Source organism: Microbacterium sp. 1.5R (assembly GCF_007667425.1).
In the GTDB taxonomy this organism is placed as follows: domain Bacteria; phylum Actinomycetota; class Actinomycetes; order Actinomycetales; family Microbacteriaceae; genus Microbacterium.
Genome location: NZ_VDRC01000001.1, coordinates 2,171,840 through 2,189,289, shown reverse-complemented (window position 1 = coordinate 2,189,289; position 17,450 = coordinate 2,171,840). Strand labels below are relative to the sequence as shown.

19 protein-coding genes are annotated in these 17,450 nt (G+C 69.9%); 10 read left to right on the top strand and 9 right to left on the bottom strand.

The genetic code is table 11. The features are described 5' to 3' along the window. Nucleotides 1–65 precede the first annotated feature (65 nt). On the top strand, nt 66–908 hold the full coding sequence (locus tag FSY98_RS10480; protein ID WP_144876389.1) for a DUF4097 family beta strand repeat-containing protein: 843 nt from the start codon (nt 66–68) through the stop codon (nt 906–908). Next, nucleotides 905–1,531, top strand: coding sequence for a PadR family transcriptional regulator (locus FSY98_RS10475; RefSeq protein WP_144876387.1), 627 nt, complete (start codon nt 905–907; stop codon nt 1,529–1,531). Before FSY98_RS10480 ends, FSY98_RS10475 begins: the two co-directional genes overlap by 4 nt. Nucleotides 1,532–1,675: 144 nt before the next feature. Here the strand turns inward: FSY98_RS10475 and FSY98_RS10470 are convergent, their stop codons facing one another. After that, on the bottom strand, nt 1,676–2,218 hold the full coding sequence (locus FSY98_RS10470; RefSeq protein WP_144876385.1) for a universal stress protein: 543 nt from the start codon (nt 2,216–2,218) through the stop codon (nt 1,676–1,678). Nucleotides 2,219–2,368: 150 nt separating this feature from the next. Here FSY98_RS10470 and FSY98_RS10465 point away from each other — a divergent pair, with 150 nt between their 5' ends. Continuing rightward, nucleotides 2,369–2,557, top strand: coding sequence for a DUF3073 domain-containing protein (locus FSY98_RS10465; RefSeq protein ID WP_050723254.1), 189 nt, complete (start codon nt 2,369–2,371; stop codon nt 2,555–2,557). Between the two features lie 174 nt (nt 2,558–2,731). Here FSY98_RS10465 and FSY98_RS10460 read toward each other — a convergent pair whose 3' ends face one another. Genes FSY98_RS10460 through purM form a run of 3 tightly spaced genes read right to left on the bottom strand, consistent with a single transcriptional unit; the run spans nt 2,732 to nt 6,624 of the window. Then, nucleotides 2,732–4,033, bottom strand: coding sequence for a CynX/NimT family MFS transporter (locus tag FSY98_RS10460; protein ID WP_144876383.1), 1,302 nt, complete (start codon nt 4,031–4,033; stop codon nt 2,732–2,734). Next, entirely contained in the window at nt 4,030–5,502 is a 1,473-nt protein-coding gene (purF, locus tag FSY98_RS10455) for an amidophosphoribosyltransferase (protein WP_144876381.1), read from the bottom strand. Before purF ends, FSY98_RS10460 begins: the two co-directional genes overlap by 4 nt. A 6-nt stretch (nt 5,503–5,508) precedes the next feature. Next, nucleotides 5,509–6,624 carry a phosphoribosylformylglycinamidine cyclo-ligase gene (purM, locus tag FSY98_RS10450; RefSeq protein WP_144876379.1) on the bottom strand — a complete coding sequence of 372 codons (1,116 nt, stop codon included), beginning with the start codon at nt 6,622–6,624 and terminating at the stop codon, nt 5,509–5,511. A 144-nt stretch (nt 6,625–6,768) separates the two neighbouring features. On the opposite strand from purM, the gene FSY98_RS10445 reads away from it, so the two are divergent. From FSY98_RS10445 to FSY98_RS10435, 3 genes are read left to right on the top strand one after another with little or no spacing between them, the layout of a single operon-like run. After that, nucleotides 6,769–8,424, top strand: coding sequence for a cyclic nucleotide-binding domain-containing thioredoxin-disulfide reductase (locus FSY98_RS10445; RefSeq protein ID WP_260857355.1), 1,656 nt, complete (start codon nt 6,769–6,771; stop codon nt 8,422–8,424). A gap of 52 nt (nt 8,425–8,476) precedes the next feature. Beyond that, entirely contained in the window at nt 8,477–8,821 is a 345-nt protein-coding gene (locus FSY98_RS10440; RefSeq protein ID WP_144876377.1) for a UBP-type zinc finger domain-containing protein, read from the top strand. Nucleotides 8,822–8,870: 49 nt separating this feature from the next. Then, a complete protein-coding gene (locus tag FSY98_RS10435) occupies nt 8,871–9,503 on the top strand; it encodes a zinc-binding alcohol dehydrogenase (protein ID WP_144876375.1) in 633 nt (210 codons plus the stop codon). An 18-nt stretch (nt 9,504–9,521) separates the two neighbouring features. On the opposite strand, the gene FSY98_RS10430 is transcribed toward FSY98_RS10435, so the two are convergent. The 3 genes from FSY98_RS10430 to FSY98_RS10420 all read right to left on the bottom strand — a co-directional run bounded on the left by FSY98_RS10430 (nt 9,522) and on the right by FSY98_RS10420 (nt 10,736). After that, nucleotides 9,522–9,836, bottom strand: coding sequence for a potassium transporter Trk (locus FSY98_RS10430; protein ID WP_144876373.1), 315 nt, complete (start codon nt 9,834–9,836; stop codon nt 9,522–9,524). A gap of 63 nt (nt 9,837–9,899) precedes the next feature. Continuing rightward, nucleotides 9,900–10,334, bottom strand: coding sequence for a GNAT family N-acetyltransferase (locus tag FSY98_RS10425; RefSeq protein WP_144876371.1), 435 nt, complete (start codon nt 10,332–10,334; stop codon nt 9,900–9,902). A 30-nt stretch (nt 10,335–10,364) separates the two neighbouring features. Next, nucleotides 10,365–10,736: a sterol carrier family protein gene (locus tag FSY98_RS10420; protein ID WP_186307619.1), complete on the bottom strand. Its 372-nt coding sequence runs from the start codon at nt 10,734–10,736 to the stop codon at nt 10,365–10,367. Nucleotides 10,737–10,897: 161 nt separating this feature from the next. On the opposite strand from FSY98_RS10420, the gene FSY98_RS10415 reads away from it, so the two are divergent. From FSY98_RS10415 to FSY98_RS10400, 4 genes are all read left to right on the top strand, one after another. Beyond that, entirely contained in the window at nt 10,898–11,578 is a 681-nt protein-coding gene (locus FSY98_RS10415) for a CoA pyrophosphatase (RefSeq protein WP_144876366.1), read from the top strand. A gap of 155 nt (nt 11,579–11,733) precedes the next feature. Continuing rightward, nucleotides 11,734–13,011: a phosphoribosylamine--glycine ligase gene (gene purD / locus FSY98_RS10410; protein ID WP_144876364.1), complete on the top strand. Its 1,278-nt coding sequence runs from the start codon at nt 11,734–11,736 to the stop codon at nt 13,009–13,011. Nucleotides 13,012–13,243: 232 nt separating this feature from the next. Then, nucleotides 13,244–13,711, top strand: a complete 468-nt coding sequence (locus FSY98_RS16945) for a helix-turn-helix domain-containing protein (RefSeq protein WP_144876362.1) — start codon at nt 13,244–13,246, stop codon at nt 13,709–13,711. Then, the gene (locus FSY98_RS10400) at nt 13,708–15,018 is read left to right on the top strand and encodes an MFS transporter (protein WP_186307651.1); all 1,311 of its coding nucleotides are present in this window, start codon (nt 13,708–13,710) and stop codon (nt 15,016–15,018) included. Before FSY98_RS16945 ends, FSY98_RS10400 begins: the two co-directional genes overlap by 4 nt. 208 nt (nt 15,019–15,226) lie before the next feature. Here FSY98_RS10400 and FSY98_RS10395 read toward each other — a convergent pair whose 3' ends face one another. Together FSY98_RS10395 and FSY98_RS10390 are read right to left on the bottom strand one after the other, a co-directional pair. After that, entirely contained in the window at nt 15,227–15,955 is a 729-nt protein-coding gene (locus tag FSY98_RS10395; RefSeq protein WP_144876359.1) for an amino acid ABC transporter ATP-binding protein, read from the bottom strand. Beyond that, entirely contained in the window at nt 15,952–17,439 is a 1,488-nt protein-coding gene (locus tag FSY98_RS10390; protein ID WP_144876357.1) for an amino acid ABC transporter substrate-binding protein/permease, read from the bottom strand. Before FSY98_RS10390 ends, FSY98_RS10395 begins: the two co-directional genes overlap by 4 nt. Nucleotides 17,440–17,450 lie beyond the last annotated feature (11 nt).

Below are 17,450 nucleotides of genomic sequence, written 5' to 3'. Positions count from 1 at the left end.
ACCCTGTCGCAACACGATATATCGTGATCCGTCTCACCACGGCCCTACACACAGGAGAAGCAGACATGACCGAGAAGTGGCTCATCGCCCCGGGCGAGGAACGCGTCGTCGACATCGAGAACGTCAGCCGGCTGAAGGTCGGTCTGGTCGGCGGACAGGTCGATGTGATCGCCCACGACGAACCGGGCATCCGCATCGAGGTGCACGGCGTCACGACGAAGGACCTCCGCATCGAATCGCGCGACGGCGAGGTTGAGATCGACCACCCGCAGCTGGGCTGGGACAACTTCCTCGAGGTGTTCCGCAACTTCGGCTCCGGCGGCCCCAAGGCCGAGGTGAGCATCGCCGTCCCCCGCGCGATCGCCTTGAACCTCGGTGTCGTCAGTGCCGGCGCACTGGTCTCCGGCATCCGCAACGACGCCCGGCTGAACACGGTGTCGGGCGACATCATCGTCGACACCCTCATCGGAGACCTCACCGTCAATTCGGTGTCGGGCGACGTGCAGGTCCGAGGGCTCACCGGCTCGATCACCGCGAACAGCGTCTCGGGCGATGTCGCCGTCACCGGGACGGTCCGCAAGGCGACCGTCGACATCGTCTCGGGGTCGACGCTGGTCGACGCCGCCGGCGACGTCAACACCATCACCGTCAACTCCGTCTCGGGCGGCACCACCGTGCGCCTCGACGAGTCCCTCGCGGCGAACTACGTCATCCGCTCGCTCAGCGGCCGCCTCTTGATCGACGGCGTCGAGCGCGGATCGTCCGGCATCAACAACTACACCGGCTCGACGGGAGAGCTCGCCGGTCGCTTCGTCGATCTGCGCGCCAACTCCGTCTCGGGCGGAGTGACCGTGCTGCGCCGCACCCCCGCATCGATCGAGAACGACGCCGAATGGGAGGAAGCATGAGTCCCGCCGTCTTCTCGCACGGAGACCTGCGCCTCTACCTGCTGTCACTCCTCGCCGAGTCTCCGCAGCACGGGTACGGCATCATCCAGGCCTTGACCGACCGCACCGGCGGCACCTACACGCCCAGCGCCGGCACGATCTACCCGCGACTCGCGAAGCTCGAGGAAGAGGGCCTGGTCTCGAAGACCGTCGACGGCCGCACCACGATCTACGCGATCACGGATGCCGGACGCGCCGAGCTGGCCTCGCGCGAGGGCGACCTCGCCGGCATCGAGGCGGGGCTCACCGATTCGGTCCGCCTGATCGCGAACGAGGTGCGCCAGAGCGTCAAAGAGGCGATGAAGAGCCTGCGGGCCGACTTCGCCACCGCGGAGAAGGACGACCGCGCGGCATCCAAGTCCCGCCCGCGGACCGCGGGAGACGACGAGCGCATCGTCAGCCGAGAAGAGCTCCACCGCGCGGATGCCGTGATCAACGCGTTCCGCGCCCGAGTCCGCACCGACCTGCGCACGCACGTCGCGAGGGGCGGCGCGCTGCCGGCATCCGTCGTCTCCGAGCTGGAGGACGGACTGGATGCCGCCGCCCGCAGCATCACGACCGCTCTCGCCGCGCTGACGCGCTGACCGCCGACACCGAAGCCCCTCTCGTCCGCCGACGGAGGGGCTTCTGTCGTCCGGCCGGCGGGCGATCCCCCGCTCGGCTGGCTGACCCGGTCCATCCGGCCGGCCAGTCGGGGGATCGTCAGCCATCCGTGGCGAGGGTGGACCCTATTCCGTCCAGATCTCCGGCTGCGAATCCGGCACCGGCTCCTCCAGCGGCACGACGAGCACCGAACGGTGCTGTCGGTGCGCGAGGCGTGCGGCCACCGACCCGGTGAAGAACTCACGGATCGATTCGCCGATGCCGCGCTTGCGCGTTCCGACGACGATCAGCTGGGCGTCGAGCTTGCCTGCGAGCGCCTTGATCGCGAGCGCGGGGTCACCGACGAGCTGCCGGGCCGTCCACGTGAGCCCGCTGCCCTGCAGGGCCTGCGCGGCCTCGGACTGCACGGCCTCGAACTCCGCCGTCCCTGCGTCGAAGTTGATGTCGATGGGCGCCGAATGCACGTACCCGTCGGGGTCCTCGTAGGTGACGAAGCGCGTGACATCGACGTGGACGACCACGAGCGGCACGCGCAGCAGCCGCGCGAAACGGGATGCCTCCTGGATGACGCGTGGGCTCTGCCCCGGCTGGATGCCGACGATCACCGCTTTCTGCAGTGTCGCGTTCTGGGCGGCCTCGTCGGAGGGAATGGAGGTGTTGTCGGTCATCGAGATCGCTCCCTTCGCCAGCCTGGCTATCGGGCAGATCGGTCTACCCGCGTGCTATTCTGAATGCTACTCTTACCGGCCGCGAGCCGGTGTCGTGAATGCATCGGGCCCCAACTTGCCCGCAGCTCAACTCGTGAGGGGGTCTCAGGCATGGGCCGTGGCCGTCAAAAGGCGAAGCACACCAAAATCGCCCGCGAACTGAAGTCATTCAGTCCGTCTGTCAACTACTCGGCGCTCGAGCGCGAACTCGGTCACCCGAGCGACTCGGAGAACGAGTACGTCGACAAGTGGGCTGACGAGTACGCCGACGAAGACGAGGATGAACTAGAGAAGGCCTGACCGCCCTCCTGTTCGTCGTCTCCCCCGTGCGCTGCACGGGGGTTTCGTCGTGCCCGGCGCCTGCTCGATTTGATCCCGATCCGCTGATCCGGTCCCGATCCGCTGACGGATCCGCGCGGATGATCCGCTGATCGTGACCGCGTCCGCGTCCGCAGATCGTCCCGCGAGGGCAGGTCACCACCGGCCGTAGCGGCGTTCCCAGTCCTCTTCGATCGTGCGGCGTCGGCCGGCAACCCATCCGGCGGGGATCGCCGCGACGAGCACTCCGACGAGCACCCAGAGCGGCACCTGCCAGCCACCCGTTATCTCGTGGAGCAGGCCGACGAGCAGGGGGAAGACGGCGGCGACCGCGTAACCGATGCTCTGCGCGAAGCCGCTGAGGGCCACGGCGCTCTCGGGTGAGCGGGCGCGGATGCTGAGCAGCACGAGGCTGAGCGGGAACAGGATCGGTCCGAGACCGAAGAGCACCACCCAGAGCGGCAGCGCCACCGTCGGGGCGAACAGCAGACCGGCGAGACCGGCCAGTCCGGCGGCGATGCCGACGAAGAACACCGGCCGCGTCGCATGGAACCGCACGATGAGCAGCGGCACGATCAGCGAGCAGGGCAGACCCATGAGGCCGAACAGCGAGAGGAGCAGGCCGGCGTCCGCGGCGCTGACTCCGCCGACCTCGATGAGGATCGCCGGCAGCCAGGCGAAGGAGACGTAGGCGAGCGTCGACGATGTGCCGAAGACCAGCGCCACCGACCACGCCATCGGCAGCCGCCACAGGCGGCCGAACACTCGGGGATTGGCGGGCCGAGTCACGATCGGTCCGGTCGACACGGAGGCCGGGTCGGGGTTCTCGAGCTGCTCGATCGACGGCTTCACGATCGGGGGCGTCAGTGTCGGCCCCTCGGTGCGGTTCGTCACGATCATGACGATCCACGGCACGAGCGCGACAGCGGCGAACACACCCCACATGCCCAGCGAGACGCGCCATCCGGCCGAGTCCGCCACCGGCACGGCGACGAGCGGCGGCACGAAGGTCGACACCGCCATCGTCGTTGAGTAGACGGTCATCATGACGCCGAGCCGATCCGGGAAGTACTTCTTCACGAGCGGAGGCAGAAGGACGTTGCCCGAGCCGACTCCCGCGAACACCACGACCGTCGACCCGAGCAGAGTGGTGGCGTCGACGGCGAATCCGCGAAGCAGCAGACCGGCCGCGATGAGGGCGATCGCAGCGACCGCGACGCGTTCGATGCCGAACCGACGCTCGACGAGCGGGGTCAGCAGACCGAACACCGCGAAGCACACGGGCGGAGCGGCGCCGATGAGACCGGCGACCACCGACGACACGGCGAAGTCCTCGGCGACATGGTCGATCACCGGCGACAACGAGGCCACCGCCGACCGCAGCGAGAACGCGACCAGCACGATGCCGATCAGTGCAAGCGCCCGCCCCCGCCAGAGCGGCTGCGCGGCCGTGGTCACGAGGTCTGCGACCCCTCCACCCACGCGAGGTACTCGTCGGAGACCGTGCCCGTCACATACCGACCGTCGAAGCAGCTCATGTCGAGATCGGTGAGCACTGACCCCTCGGTGATCGCGGCCTTGAGGTCGTCGACCTCCTGGTACACGAGGTGGTCGCAGCCCAGCTCCTCGGCGATCTCGGGGATCGTGCGGCCGTGCGCGATGAGCTCGTGCCGGGAGGGCATGTTGATTCCGTAGACGTGCGGATGCCGCACCGGCGGCGCCGCGGAGGCGAACGTGACGGAGGTGGCACCGGCATCCCGAGCCATCTGGATGATCTGCTTCGACGTCGTGCCGCGCACGATGGAGTCGTCGATCAGCAGCACGTTCTTGCCCTGGAACTCGGTCGACATGGCGTTGAGCTTCTGCCGCACGCTCTTCTTGCGCACCGCCTGGCCCGGCATGATGAACGTCCGTCCGACGTAGCGGTTCTTGTAGAAGCCTTCGCGGTACTCGATGCCGAGCTTTCGGGCGACCTCCATGGCAGCGGGGCGCGCGGAGTCCGGGATCGGCATGACGACGTCGATCTTGTCCATCGGCACGTGCTTCGCGATGGTGTCGGCGAGCCGGTCGCCCATGCGTAGACGCGACTCGTACACCGAGATGCCGTTCATGACGGAGTCAGGACGCGCGAGGTAGACGTACTCGAAGGCGCACGGGGCGAGGGTGGCGTCCGTCGCGCACTGCTTCGTGTGCAGTTCGCCGTCGTTCGTGATGAACACGGCCTCGCCGGGCTCGACCTCTCGGACGATGTCGTAGTCGCCGTTCTCGAGCACGAGCGACTCGCTCGCCACGACCCATTCGTCCTTGCCCTCTGCACCAGCGACCGTCGAAGGGCGGCGCCCGAGGATGAGCGGGCGGATGCCGAACGGGTCGCGGAACGCGAGCAGACCGTATCCGGCGATCACCGCGATGACCGCGTAGGCGCCCTCGATGCGCTCGTGAGTGCGGGCGACCGCCTCGAACACGCGCTCGGGGTCGAGGTCGACGGTCGAGGTGGTGTTCTGCAGCTCGCCCGCGAGCACGTTCAGCAGCAGCTCGGTGTCGCTGGACGAGTTCAGGTGCCGTCGGTCGCGCTTGGCCATGTCGGCGGTGAGTTCACGCGTGTTCGTGAGATTGCCGTTGTGGATGAGGATGATGCCGTACGGTGCGTTCACGTAGAACGGCTGCATCTCCTCCTCGCTCGACGCGGTGCCCTTGGTCGCGTAGCGCACGTGGCCGAGGCCGACGTTGCCGAGCAGCCCGCGCATGTCGCGGGTGCGGAACGCCTCGCGGACCATGCCCTGCGCTTTGGCGTTGTGCATGACGCCGTTCGCCTCGGCGGTGGCGATGCCCGTCGCGTCCTGCCCGCGGTGCTGCAGCAGGAGGAGAGCGTCGTAGATGTCCTGATTGACCGGGGCCGTCCCGACCATTCCGACGATGCCGCACATGTGTGGTTACTTCGCTCCGTCCGCGTACGCGCCCACGAGGCGCACCGCTCCGCCGTCGACGCCCTTGGCGCCCTGTTCGAATTCGCCGTTCGGGCGCTGCCCGAAGCCGACCGTGCCGACCTGCCATGCGGGCATGCCCTCGCCGTCGAGGGCGGCGATCGCGGCATCCTTCTTCTCCGCGGCGACCACCGCGAGGAATCCGATACCCAGGTTCCAGGTGCCCTCAGCAGACTCCAGCGTCGTGCCCGCGATATCGCTGAGCACACGGAAGACGGGACTCGGAGACCAGGTGCCGCGGTCGACCTCTGCCCAGCTGCCCTGCGGGAGGACGCGAGCGAGGTTCGCCGCGATGCCGCCGCCGGTGACATGGCTCAGGGAGTGGACACCGCCGTCGAGCGCCGCGATGAGGCGAAGCAGCGGCAGGGTGTAGAGGCGGGTCGGCTCGAGGAGGGCCTCGCCCCAGGTCGAGCCGAAGTCGGCCGCGTTGTCGCCGTAGCCGATGCCGGCGTTCGTGACGATGTGCCGCACGAGCGAGTAGCCGTTGGAGTGCAGGCCGCTGGAGGCGATCGCGAGCACGGCATCGCCGTCCTGCACACGCTCGGCGCCGAGGATCTCATCCGCCTCGACGACCCCGGTGGCGGCGCCCGCGACGTCGTAGTCACGCGGACCCAGGAGCCCGGGGTGCTCGGCGGTCTCGCCGCCGACGAGGGCGGTGCCGGTCGCGGAGCACGCCTCGGCGATGCCGCGGACGATGTCGGCGATGCGCTCGGGGAAGACCTTGCCGCAGGCGATGTAGTCGGTCATGAAGAGCGGCTTCGCGCCCATCACCACGATGTCGTCGACGACCATGCCGACCAGGTCCTGGCCGATCGTGTCGTGCTTGTCGATCGCCTGCGCGATCGCGACCTTGGTGCCGACGCCGTCGGTACTGGTCGCGAGCAGCGGACGCCGGAAGTCGCGCAGCACGCTCGCATCGAACAGGCCGGCGAATCCGCCGACACCGCCGAGCACTTCGGGCCCGTGCGTCGCACGCACCGAAGACTTCATGAGTTCGACCGCGAGATCACCGGCAGCGGTGTCGACGCCGGCTTCGGAATAGGGGTTGGTGGGGGAGGCAGCCACCCGTCAAGACTACCGCCCGCCGGGGCGGCGGATCGCCGGTCGACGCGGCTGCTCCCCGAGCATCCGCGACGACGCCGGATCATCCATGGACAGATGACCCGCGACGGGCGAGACTGGCATCCGATGCGGCCGGAGGGAGCCCGGGTGGGAGCAGCTGACGAGCAGGTCGGGCCCGTGGAGATGGATGCCGTCATGGCGCCGACGCTGAGCGACGACCAGTGGGCGCGGCTCGTCGCCGCCGGGACGCCGGAGGACGTGGCGGTCGGGGACTACGTGTTCCGCACCGGGGAGTCGGGGTACGACCTCATCGTCATCGAGAGCGGCGAGATCGAAGTGGTCCGCGACGCGCTGCACTGGGTGGGCGAGGTCGTCATCACGACCATGGGTCCCCGGAGCTTCGCCGGCGAGCTCGGTCTGCTCAACGGTCAGGGCGCATTCCTCTCGGCACGGGTGACGGAGGCGGGCCGTGTGCATCGGGTGACGCGGACCGGGTTGCGCACCCTCATGAACGAGGACGACGAGCTGTGCGATCTGATCCTGCACGCGCTGTGGGCGCGGCGCGAGTCGCTGCGAACCGGACCCGCGGCCATGACGCTGAAGTTCGTCGGCACCGGATCGTCGAACGACTTCCTCGCCCTGCGCCGCTTCGCCGAGCGCCTCGACCTCGTGCACAAGGCCGTCGCCCTGCCCGCCGGCGATCTCGGGACGCTCGACCCCCACGACATCACAGTCAACGATCTCCCGGTGGCGTTCGTCCAGGGCGAGCCCCTGCTGCGGGCAACTCCCGGCCTCGTCGCCGAACGGCTCGGGCTGAGCTATCAGGCACAGGCCGACGAGATCGTCGACCTCGTGGTGGTCGGCGGTGGCCCCGCCGGACTCGCCGCCGCCATCTACGGCGCGTCGGAGGGACTGAGCACCGTACTGCTCGACGCAGTCGCCCCTGGCGGCCAGGCGGCGGCGACCTCGCGGATCGAGAACTTTCTCGGTTTCCCGTTCGGTGTGAGCGGCGGCGACCTCATCGGCCAGGCGATCCTGCAGGCGCTGAAGTTCGGCGTTCGCGTGTATGCGCCGTGCGAGGCCACCGGGCTCACACGGATCGCCCCCGACCTGCTGGACGTCACCCTCTCCGACGGTCGTCTGATCCGTGCGCGGAGCGTCGTCGTGACGTCGGGCGCCGCCTATCGCCGCCTCGACCTCGACCGCTGGCAGGACTTCGAGCGCTCCGGCGTCTACTACGCGGCGACGCCGCTGGAGCTGCGTCAAGTGCAGGGCAAGCCCGTGGTGGTGGTCGGCGGCGCGAACTCGGCTGGGCAGGCGGCACTCTACCTCTCCGCGCACGGCTCGCCCGTGCACCTCGTCGTGCGAGGTGATCGGCTCGGCACCCGCATGTCGAGCTACCTCGCCGACCGCTTGGCCGACGATCCGCGCGTGCGCGTGCACACGTCGTCGAACGTGGTCGGACTCGACGGCGACGGCACCCTGGAGTCGGTGCGAATCGATTCCGTCGGCGACGTCGACGCCCGCGGTCTCTTCTGCTTCATCGGCGCGACGCCGGCGACCTCGTGGCTGCCGACGCTCGACCGCGACGCGGAGGGCTTCATCCGCACCGGCACCGACGTGGCCGTGCAGACGCTCGCGCAGTGGCAGGGTCTCGGCCGCGAGCCGCTGCCCTTCGAGACCTCGGCGCCGCGCGTCTTCGCGGCGGGCGACGTGCGCCGCGGGTCGATGAAGCGGGTCGCCGCGGCGGTCGGCGAGGGTTCGAGCGCGGTGGCATCCGTGCACCGGGCTCTCGCGTATTGAGGCTCCGGCCGGGACACATCCGCCGGCAGAGAAGAGAGGACCGAGGAGAGAGATGAGTACCGACATCGATGTGAACGTCGCACCGTCCGGCACCGGATGCGTCGAGTGCGACCGGCAGGAAGGCTTCTGGGTGCATCTGCGCCGCTGTGCGGCATGCGGGCACATCGGATGCTGCGACACCTCTCCCGGTCAGCACGCGACCGCGCATTTCCAGGAGACCGGCCATCCGCTCATCCAGAGCTTCGAGCCGGGCGAGGACTGGTTCTGGGACTACACCGACGAATCGGTCCTCGACGGACCGGAGCTCGCGGCCCCGACCAGCCGGCCGCAGGACCAGCCCTCCCCCGGGCCCGCCGGGCGGGTGCCGGCGAACTGGCGTCAGCTCATACACACCTGACTCGACTCGGGACTGCCGCGGGGCGGCGAGCGCCGCCTACGATGGGGCCATGGCCGACAAGCCGCAGTGGCTGATCCGCGAGGACGCGAGCGTCTCCGTGCTGGTCGCGCTCGCGCTGCGGCAGGCCCTCGGAATCCGCGCGCCCGACGATCTGCCGAGCCTCCGCGAACTGCCGGTGCGCGCCCCGGACGCCAGCGACGTGGATCCCGACCTCGAGAAGCAGTGGCGCGAGTACTGGGACATGACCGTCGAACCCCGCGCTCACCCGTCCGGCGTCCCGCTCGAGCTGGTCGACGGTTTCGACACGCTCGTCGCACTCCCGGCCACGGGGGCCGAGAAGCTGGCGAGCGCGATCACCCCCCACGCGGAATCGGCGATGCGATTCGCGAGCGCGGCGCACGACCGCTACCTGTCGTCGATCCGCAGCTCCATGGGCACCCGCACCGCGACGGGCACCACGAACGGCGAGTCGTACCGGGCGTATGCCAGCGCGATCGCGGAGTTCGAACGCGACATCGGGCGGCGGGCGCACTCGTTCGAGTTGAACGTGCAGGTGCTGCCGTTCTCGCAGCGCGGCATCTGGTGGATCGGAGCGCTCACCGTGGCGGTGACGGATGGGCTCCGCCGCGACGTCGTATCGTTCGACTCGGCGATCAGGCCGATCATCGCCGAGCTCGCCTGAGGCGAGACCGACCGTACGTCAGTCGTTCGTGACGATGGTCTCGTGCTCGACGCGCACGATCCGGTCGTGGCGCCGTGACGCCCGCTCGAAGATCAGACCGACGACTCCGCCGAGGGCCAGCCCGATCGGGGCGGTCCACAGCAGCAGGAAGCCGAACACCTGTCCTGGCGGATAGACGACGTTGACCGCGTCGGACGGCTCGTAGCTGCCGATGAGCGTGAGGATGCCGGCGATGACGATGCCGACGACGACGCCGATCCCCATGAAGACGCCGTAGCGAGGCACGCGACGGACGGTCGCCTCGACGGTCTCGGGGGATTCCTGGGATGCCATGGATCCATTGTCCCACCGTCGGCTGTGCGGCGGCACCGGATATGCCGGACCGGGTGGCGGGCGCTAGGGCGCCTGCGTCGGGTGCACGGGGCGCGCCGCCGCAGGGCGCACGAGGGCGGTACGGTCAGGCTCTGCGAAACCGAACTTCTCGTAGAGGCCGTGCGCATCGCTGGTGAAGAGGGTCCAGCGGAAGTGGGCGCCAGGTCCGTCGTCGATCATGGCCTGCACGATCCGTGTGCCGAGGCCGCGGCCCCGATGGGCCTCCAGCACGATGACGTCGGCGAGGTAGGCGAAACCCGCACCGTCCGACACCGCACGGGCGAAGCCCACCTGCGCGCCAGTCTGCTCGTGATAGACGCCGATGACCCGCCACGCACCGCGGATCTGCGCCTCGATGTCTTCACGGCTGCGCCACTTGCCCCAGTAGACCTCGCGGAGCGCGGCCCACACCGCGTCGGTGTCGATGCGGTCGGGGGAGTCGTCGACGACATAGCTCATGCGTTCATTCTGCAACGGCCTGCGAGCGGGTCAGGGCCGAAGCGGCAGCACGTCGAGCAGGTCCGCCCGCGTGCCGGAGGCATGGATCCGGCCGGCCGCCTCGGCATCCGTCCAGTGCTCGACGCCCGTGGCGACGGAGATCCAGGTCGCGGCATCCATCTCGACGACGTTCGGCGGTGTGCCGCGGGTGTGGCGCGGACCCTGGATGACCTGCACCGCCCCGAACGGCGGCACGCGCACCTCGACGCTGTTGCCGGGGGCCTTCTCGTCGAGCAGCTGCAGCAGGTACCGCACGGCGGTCGCGAGGTCGTTCCTGGTCGGCTTCTCCCCCGCGGATTCCGCGGCGCGCACAGCATCGAGAGCGGTGCGTCCGTCGATGATGTCGATCTTGCGGGGAGGCATGGGATCCATGGTACGCCGCGCCTCGGCATCCGCCTCCGTCGCGCTTGCGTCGCAGAATCGCGCCTGCGTCGGACGAATCCGGCGAATTCGTCCGACGCGAGTGCACAAGTGCGCCCACAGCGCACGCCGCACGGCCTCACCGCGGGCATAGGCTCGGAGCGATGACCGAGAATCCCGAGACCCTGCACGGTGCGCGGGCCGAGCTGCTCGCCGCGGCGCAGCGCGCAGAGGGGTGGGCGCGGCCGTTCCCGCCGCTGGTCGGCGACGCGCATCCGGCCTCGGTGCTCGTCCTGTTCGGACGCCTCGACAGCACCCCCGCGCAGACCGACGAGGCCACGGTCGCCGCCGACCTCGACGTGCTGCTCCAGCGCCGCGCCGCGACCCTGTCGTCGCACCCCGGCCAGGTGTCGTTCCCCGGTGGCCGCCGGGAGGAGCAGGATGCCGACGCCGTCGCCACCGCGCTGCGCGAGGCGCAGGAGGAGACCGGCCTCGACCCCGCGGGCGTCGAAGTGCTCGCGACGCTCGGCGAACTGCCCCTCGCCGCGAGCAACCACGTCGTGACTCCCGTGCTGGCCTGGTGGCGGTCGCCGTCTCGCGTCGCCGCGGTCGACCATGCCGAGACGGTCGAGGTGTTCCGAGTGCCCGTCGCGCAGCTTCTCGATCCGAGCATCCGATTCACCTCGACGATCCACCGGGCGGGTCGCACGTGGCGCGGACCCGCATTCGATGTCGGCGGGACCATCGTGTGGGGCTTCACCGCGATGGTGCTCGACGCGCTGTTCGATGCGACCGGGTGGACGGAGGAATGGGACCGCTCCGTCGAGCGGCCGATCGACCTCTGACCCCGCTCGCGGTTCTCGCGACCTCGCGCCCTCGCTCCCGTCGCACCTCGTGCCGTCGGCGGCCTGGACCCCGCCGTTCCCGTCAATTCGTGCCGCCGGCACCGGCACCACGCCCAGGTCGGAAACCCCGCCGTGTGCGTCGGTAGGCTGGTCGGGTGAAGATCCTCGTCCTCGGTTCCGGTGCCCGTGAGCACGCCATCATCCTCGGCCTGCGGGCGGAGCAGACGGAGCACGAGATCTTCGTCGCCCCGGGCAACGCGGGCATCGCGCAGGATGCCACCCCGGTCAGCCTCGACCCGCTCGACGGCGCGGCGATCACCGAGTTCGCCAATCAGAACGCCGTCGACCTCGTGGTCGTGGGGCCGGAGGCGCCGCTCGTCGCGGGTGTCGCCGACGTGCTGCGCGAGCGCGGCATCCCGGTGTTCGGCCCTGGCAAGGCGGCCGCACAGCTCGAGGGATCCAAGTCGTTCGCGAAGCGGATCATGGATGCCGCGGGCGTCCCCACCGGCCGCGCCGTCCGCGCCGCGACGACCGCCGAGGTCGAGGCCGCGTTCGACGAGCTCGGCGCCCCGCACGTGGTGAAGGCCGACGGCCTCGCGGCGGGCAAGGGCGTCATCGTGACCTCCGACCGCGCAGAGGCACTCGCCCATGCCGAGCAGTATCTGCCGTCGGGTCCGGTGCTCGTCGAGGAGTTCCTGTCAGGCCCCGAGGTCTCGCTCTTCTTCCTCAGCGACGGCGACACGGTGCGCGCACTCAGCCCGGCGCAGGATTTCAAGCGCGCGCTCGACGGCGACGAGGGTCCCAACACGGGCGGCATGGGCGCGTACTCGCCCCTCCCCTGGCTCGCCGAGCAGTTCGGCAGCGAGCAGGCATTCGTCGCCGAGGTCACACGCGACGTGGCTCTGCCCGTCGTCCGCCAGCTCGACGGGGAAGGCACCCCGTTCATCGGCCTGCTGTACGCCGGACTCATCCTCACGCCCGCCGGCGTGCGCGTGATCGAGTTCAACGCGCGGTTCGGCGACCCCGAGACGCAGGTCGTGCTGCCGCGCCTCGTGACGCCGCTGTCGGAGCTGCTGCTCGCGGCGGCATCCGGCACCCTCGAGGACCAGCCCGAGCCGGAGTTCCGCGACGACGTCGCCATCACGGTCGTCGTCGCCAGCGAGGGCTACCCCGAGGCACCGCAGACCGGTCGCCCGATCGAGGGTCTCGCCGAGGCCGCGCAGGTCGAGGGTGTGCGCCTCGTGCACGCTGCCACCGCGAGCCCCGACGCCCCCGGCGGATCGCTCGTCGCGACGGGCGGCCGCGTGCTGAACGTCGTGGCGACGGCATCCGACTTCCGCACGGCCCGCGACCGCGCATACGAGGCGATCGGACGCATCCGCCTCGAGGGCTCGCACCACCGCACCGACATCGCCGCCCGCGTCGCGGAGTAGCACCCGCCTCTCCCGCTGACCCCCGAACCACCCCGCTGCGGTCGAACCACCCCTCGGCGACCCGTTCACGCGGTGGCTCGCGCAGAGAGGGGCGATCCGGGGAAGTGGCGCGGGCATAGAACGCGCGAAGAACGGCAGGAATGCCGCACGGATCCCGCCGGATCGTGCGTGATTCCTGCCGTTCTGCACCTGCGCCCTTGACACCCACTACTTTCTTCAAGAAAGTCAGAGGATGCCGCTCCGCTCCGACTGGTCGACCGCCACGTGTCCGATCGCCCGCTCCGCCGATGTGCTCGCCGACCCCTGGGTCCTGCTGATCCTGCGTGAGCTGTTCTCGGGTCGCTCCCGCTTCGACGAGCTGCGCGACGCCACCGGCGCAGCGGATTCGGTGCTCTCGCGGCGCCTCGGCGCGATGACGGATGCCGGACTCGTCGCCCGCCACGCCGACCGCGGCTACGCGGTGACGGATGCCGGCCGCGAGACGCTTCCGATCCTGCACGCGTTCGCGCGATTCTCCCGTGTGACCGACCCCGACGGCTCCTGGGGGCTGGATGTCTCATGCGACCGGTGCGGTCAGGCCGCAGCATCCGTCGACTGGTGCACCCGCTGCGACGCCCCGCTCGACGCAAACTCGACCCGCTGGGCGCGTCGCAGCATGGGCGGCGAGCCGTTCGCCCTCGCCTCGGGAGCCCCCGCGTGACCGCCGAATCCGTCGAAGAGCCCGCCGGCACCTCGACATCGCGCGCCCGCCGTGTGCATCCGGCGTGGATCGTCGCGCTCGTCGCGCTCATCGCCCTGATCGGCGCCGCGGGCTTCCGCGCCGCGCCCGGCGTGCTGATGCTGCCGCTGCAGGACGAGTTTGGCTGGACCACCGCCGAGCTCTCGCTCGCCGTGACCGTCAACCTGCTGCTGTTCGGGCTCACCGCACCGTTCGCCGCCGCTCTGATGCAGCGCTTCGGCATTCGCGCGGTGACCGTGACCGCCCTGTTCGTGATCGGCGCCGGCGCGGCACTGAGCGTGTTCGTCGCGACCCCCGCCCAGCTGATCCTCACCTGGGGCGTGCTGATCGGGCTCGGCACAGGATCGATGGCCCTCGTGTTCGCCGCGACCATCACCGACACGTGGTTCGCGACCCGGCGGGGCTTCGTCTCCGGTGTGCTCACGGCAGGCAGCGCGACGGGTCAGCTGATCTTCCTGCCCGTCATCGCGACGTCGGCCGAACAGATCGGCTGGCGAGGAGCATCCCTCATCATCGCCGGCGGCGCGCTCGCGGTCGTGCCGCTCGTCTGGATCTTCCTGCGCAACCGCCCGAGCGACCTCGGCGTCGGACGCTACGGCGAGCCCGCCCCGACGGCGGCACCGGCACCGCGACCGCGCGGCAACGCCTGGGGTGCGGCCCGCCTCGCAGTGTCGACGCTGCGCGACGCAGCGCGCACGAGGACGTTCTGGGCCCTCGCGATCGGCTTCGCGATCTGCGGCGCCTCGACCAACGGACTGATCGGCACCCATTTCATCCCCAGCGCCCACGATCACGGGATGCCGACGACGACGGCCGCGGGCCTTCTCGCCGTCGTGGGGATCTTCGACATCGTCGGCACCGTGTTCTCGGGCTGGCTCACCGACCGGGTGAACCCCCGCATCCTGCTCGCGGCGTACTACGCCCTGCGCGGGGTGAGCCTGCTGTTCCTGCCGAGCCTGCTCTCAGCCGAGGTGCAGCCGAGCATCATCGTGTTCATCGTCATCTACGGCCTCGACTGGGTGGCGACCGTGCCACCGACGATCGCCCTCTGCCGCGAGGTGTTCGGCGACCGCGGACCGCTCGTGTTCGGGTGGGTCTTCGCGGCGCACCAGATCGGCGCCGGCATCGCCTCGGTGCTCGCGGGCATCGTGCGCGATCACACCGGCCAGTACACGATCGCGTGGTTCGCCGCCGCCGGGCTGTGCGCGGTCGCGGCGCTGGTCAGCGCGACGATCCGCAGGCATCCCGCCCCGGCCCCGCTCCCCTGACGCGCGCTCCCGCGCCCGCTCGCGCATTCGCTCCCGTCTCGCGCTCCCGCGCCCGCTCGCCCTCGCGCACCCGCTCGCCCTTTCTGGCGCCCTCCCGCGCGCCGAGCCACCCCCCTTTCGCCGGCCTACCCCCGTGACGACGGTGCGCACGGGAGTGGTTCGACGCGAGAGGGGTGGCTCGGCAGAAATAGGGGGGTGAGCGGGCGGGTCAGAGCACCTTCGAGAGGAAGTCCTGCAGACGCTCGTTCTTCGGGGCGCCGAACAGCTCGGCAGGCGGCGCCTCCTCGACGACGACTCCGCCGTCCATGAAGACCGTGCGGCCCGAGACCTCGCGGGCGAAGCCCATCTCGTGCGTCACGAGCACCATCGTCATGCCTCCGGATGCGAGGTCGCGGATGACCTGCAGCACCTCTCCGACCATCTCGGGGTCGAGCGCGCTGGTGGCCTCGTCGAAGAGCATGATCTCGGGGTCCATCGCGAGCGCGCGGGCGATCGCCACGCGCTGCTTCTGGCCACCGGAGAGGGATGCCGGCTTGGCACCGGCCTTCTCCGAGAGGCCGACCCGGTCGAGCAGCGCGAGGCCGCGCTCGCGCGCCTGCGCCTTCGTCATCTGCCCCGTCTCGACGGGCGCGAGCGTGATGTTCTCGAGCACCGTCATGTGTGGGAAGAGGTTGAAGTGCTGGAACACCATCCCGATGCGCTGGCGCACCTCGTCGAGCTTGACGCTCTTGTCGGTGAGGTCGACGCCGTCGATGACGACGTGACCCGACGTCGGCTCCTCGAGCTTGTTCAGGCAGCGCAGCAGCGTCGACTTGCCCGACCCGGACGGGCCGATCACCGCGACGACCTCGCCGTCTGCGACGGTCAGGTCGATGCCCTTGAGCACCTCGTTGTCGCCGAAGGACTTGTGCAGGTCCTTGACCTCGATCTTGCTCATGAGTTGAACGTCCTCTCCAGGCGGTTCGCGAGCAGCGTCAGCAGCGTGATCACGACGAAGTAGATGATGGCGACGATCGTCAGCACCTGGGCCGACAGGTACGTCGAGGCGATGATCTGCCGCGACTGGAACGTGAGCTCCGCGAGGCCGATGACGCTGATGAGCGAGGTGTCCTTGAGCGTGATGATCCCCTGGTTCACGAACGACGGGATCATGATGCGGAACGCCTGCGGCAGCACGACCTTGCGCATGGTCTTCCAGTGGCTGAGCCCCAGCGAGCGAGACGCCTCGTTCTGGCCGGGGTCGACGGCCTGGATGCCGCCGCGGATGATCTCGGTCATGTACGCGCCGGTGTTCAGCGAGAGCGTGATGGCACCGGCGACGAACGGGTCGAAGGTGAGGCCGGGGATCAGCTGCGGGATGGCGAAGAACACGAAGAACGCCTGCACGAGGATCGGTGTGCCGCGGAAGACGAACACGTAGGCGGTGGCGACCCAGCGGAACGGGGCGATGCGCGAGATGCGACCGAATCCGAAGACGAGGCCGAGGATGAACGCCGCCACGATCGCGACGAGGGTCGCGAGGATCGTGAGCCACAGGCCCTGCATCAGCGCAGGCCAGTACTTCACGGCGACCGAGATGATGTCGGTCGCCTGCGCCTGCCCGCCTTCGCCGTCGCCGTCGGCGAGATAGCGGTCGACGATCTCGTCGTACTCGCCGGAGTCCTGCAGGTTCGCAAGGCCCGCGTTGAACATCTCAATGAGCTCGGGGTTCATCCCCTTGTTCACCGCGAAGCCGTACTCGCCGCCGAGCTCGGGTTCACCGATCAGGCGGAAGCCGGATCCCTGCTGGATGCCGTAGGCGAGCACCGGGAAGTCCTCGAAGTAGCCGACGGCCTGGCCGGCCTTCACGGCATCCACCATGTCGGTCGTGTCCTGGTACGGCGTGATGCGGAAGCCGTACTCGTCCTGGTTCTCCTCGGCGAAGGTCTGCCCCTGCGTTCCGGTCTTGACCGCCACGGCCTTGCCGTCGAGGTCGTCGAGCGACTGGATGTCGCTGGAGTCGAGCACGCCGAGCTGGATGCCGCTGGTGAAGTACGGGTCGCTGAAGTCGAAGGTCTGCCTGCGCTCGTCGGTGATCGACATGCCGGCCATGACCGCGTCGACCTGGTTGGCCTGCAGAGCCTGGACCGCGGCATCGAAGCCGAGCTGGCGGATCTCGACCTCGAAGCCCTGGTCTTCCGCGATCGCGCGGAGCAGGTCCATGTCGATGCCGACGAGGTCGCCGTTCGGGTCGGTGAACTCGAACGGCGCGAACGTGGTGTCGGTGCCGATGACGTAGGTCTCGCCGCTGGTGTCGGCGGTGGCGGCGGTGGCACCGCCGAGCAGGGCGCCCGCGGCGACGAACACCGTCAGCGCCATCGCGCCGACGGTGCGGCCGAGACGGCGCAAGCGCGCGGTCGCGGTGGAGGGATTCGGGATCACGACGGATGCTC

Coding starts and splice junctions, on each gene's coding strand:
- FSY98_RS10420 (WP_186307619.1), bottom strand. CDS start 10,736: ATGCCTCCCCGCAAGATCGACATCATCGACGGACGCACCGCTCTCGAT.
- FSY98_RS10415 (WP_144876366.1), top strand. CDS start 10,898: ATGACCGAGAATCCCGAGACCCTGCACGGTGCGCGGGCCGAGCTGCTC.
- FSY98_RS10465 (WP_050723254.1), top strand. CDS start 2,369: ATGGGCCGTGGCCGTCAAAAGGCGAAGCACACCAAAATCGCCCGCGAA.
- FSY98_RS10425 (WP_144876371.1), bottom strand. CDS start 10,334: ATGAGCTATGTCGTCGACGACTCCCCCGACCGCATCGACACCGACGCG.
- FSY98_RS10435 (WP_144876375.1), top strand. CDS start 8,871: ATGGCCGACAAGCCGCAGTGGCTGATCCGCGAGGACGCGAGCGTCTCC.
- FSY98_RS10470 (WP_144876385.1), bottom strand. CDS start 2,218: ATGACCGACAACACCTCCATTCCCTCCGACGAGGCCGCCCAGAACGCG.
- FSY98_RS10480 (WP_144876389.1), top strand. CDS start 66: ATGACCGAGAAGTGGCTCATCGCCCCGGGCGAGGAACGCGTCGTCGAC.
- FSY98_RS16945 (WP_144876362.1), top strand. CDS start 13,244: ATGCCGCTCCGCTCCGACTGGTCGACCGCCACGTGTCCGATCGCCCGC.
- FSY98_RS10430 (WP_144876373.1), bottom strand. CDS start 9,836: ATGGCATCCCAGGAATCCCCCGAGACCGTCGAGGCGACCGTCCGTCGC.
- purF (WP_144876381.1), bottom strand. CDS start 5,502: ATGTGCGGCATCGTCGGAATGGTCGGGACGGCCCCGGTCAATCAGGAC.
- FSY98_RS10440 (WP_144876377.1), top strand. CDS start 8,477: ATGAGTACCGACATCGATGTGAACGTCGCACCGTCCGGCACCGGATGC.
- FSY98_RS10475 (WP_144876387.1), top strand. CDS start 905: ATGAGTCCCGCCGTCTTCTCGCACGGAGACCTGCGCCTCTACCTGCTG.
- FSY98_RS10395 (WP_144876359.1), bottom strand. CDS start 15,955: ATGAGCAAGATCGAGGTCAAGGACCTGCACAAGTCCTTCGGCGACAAC.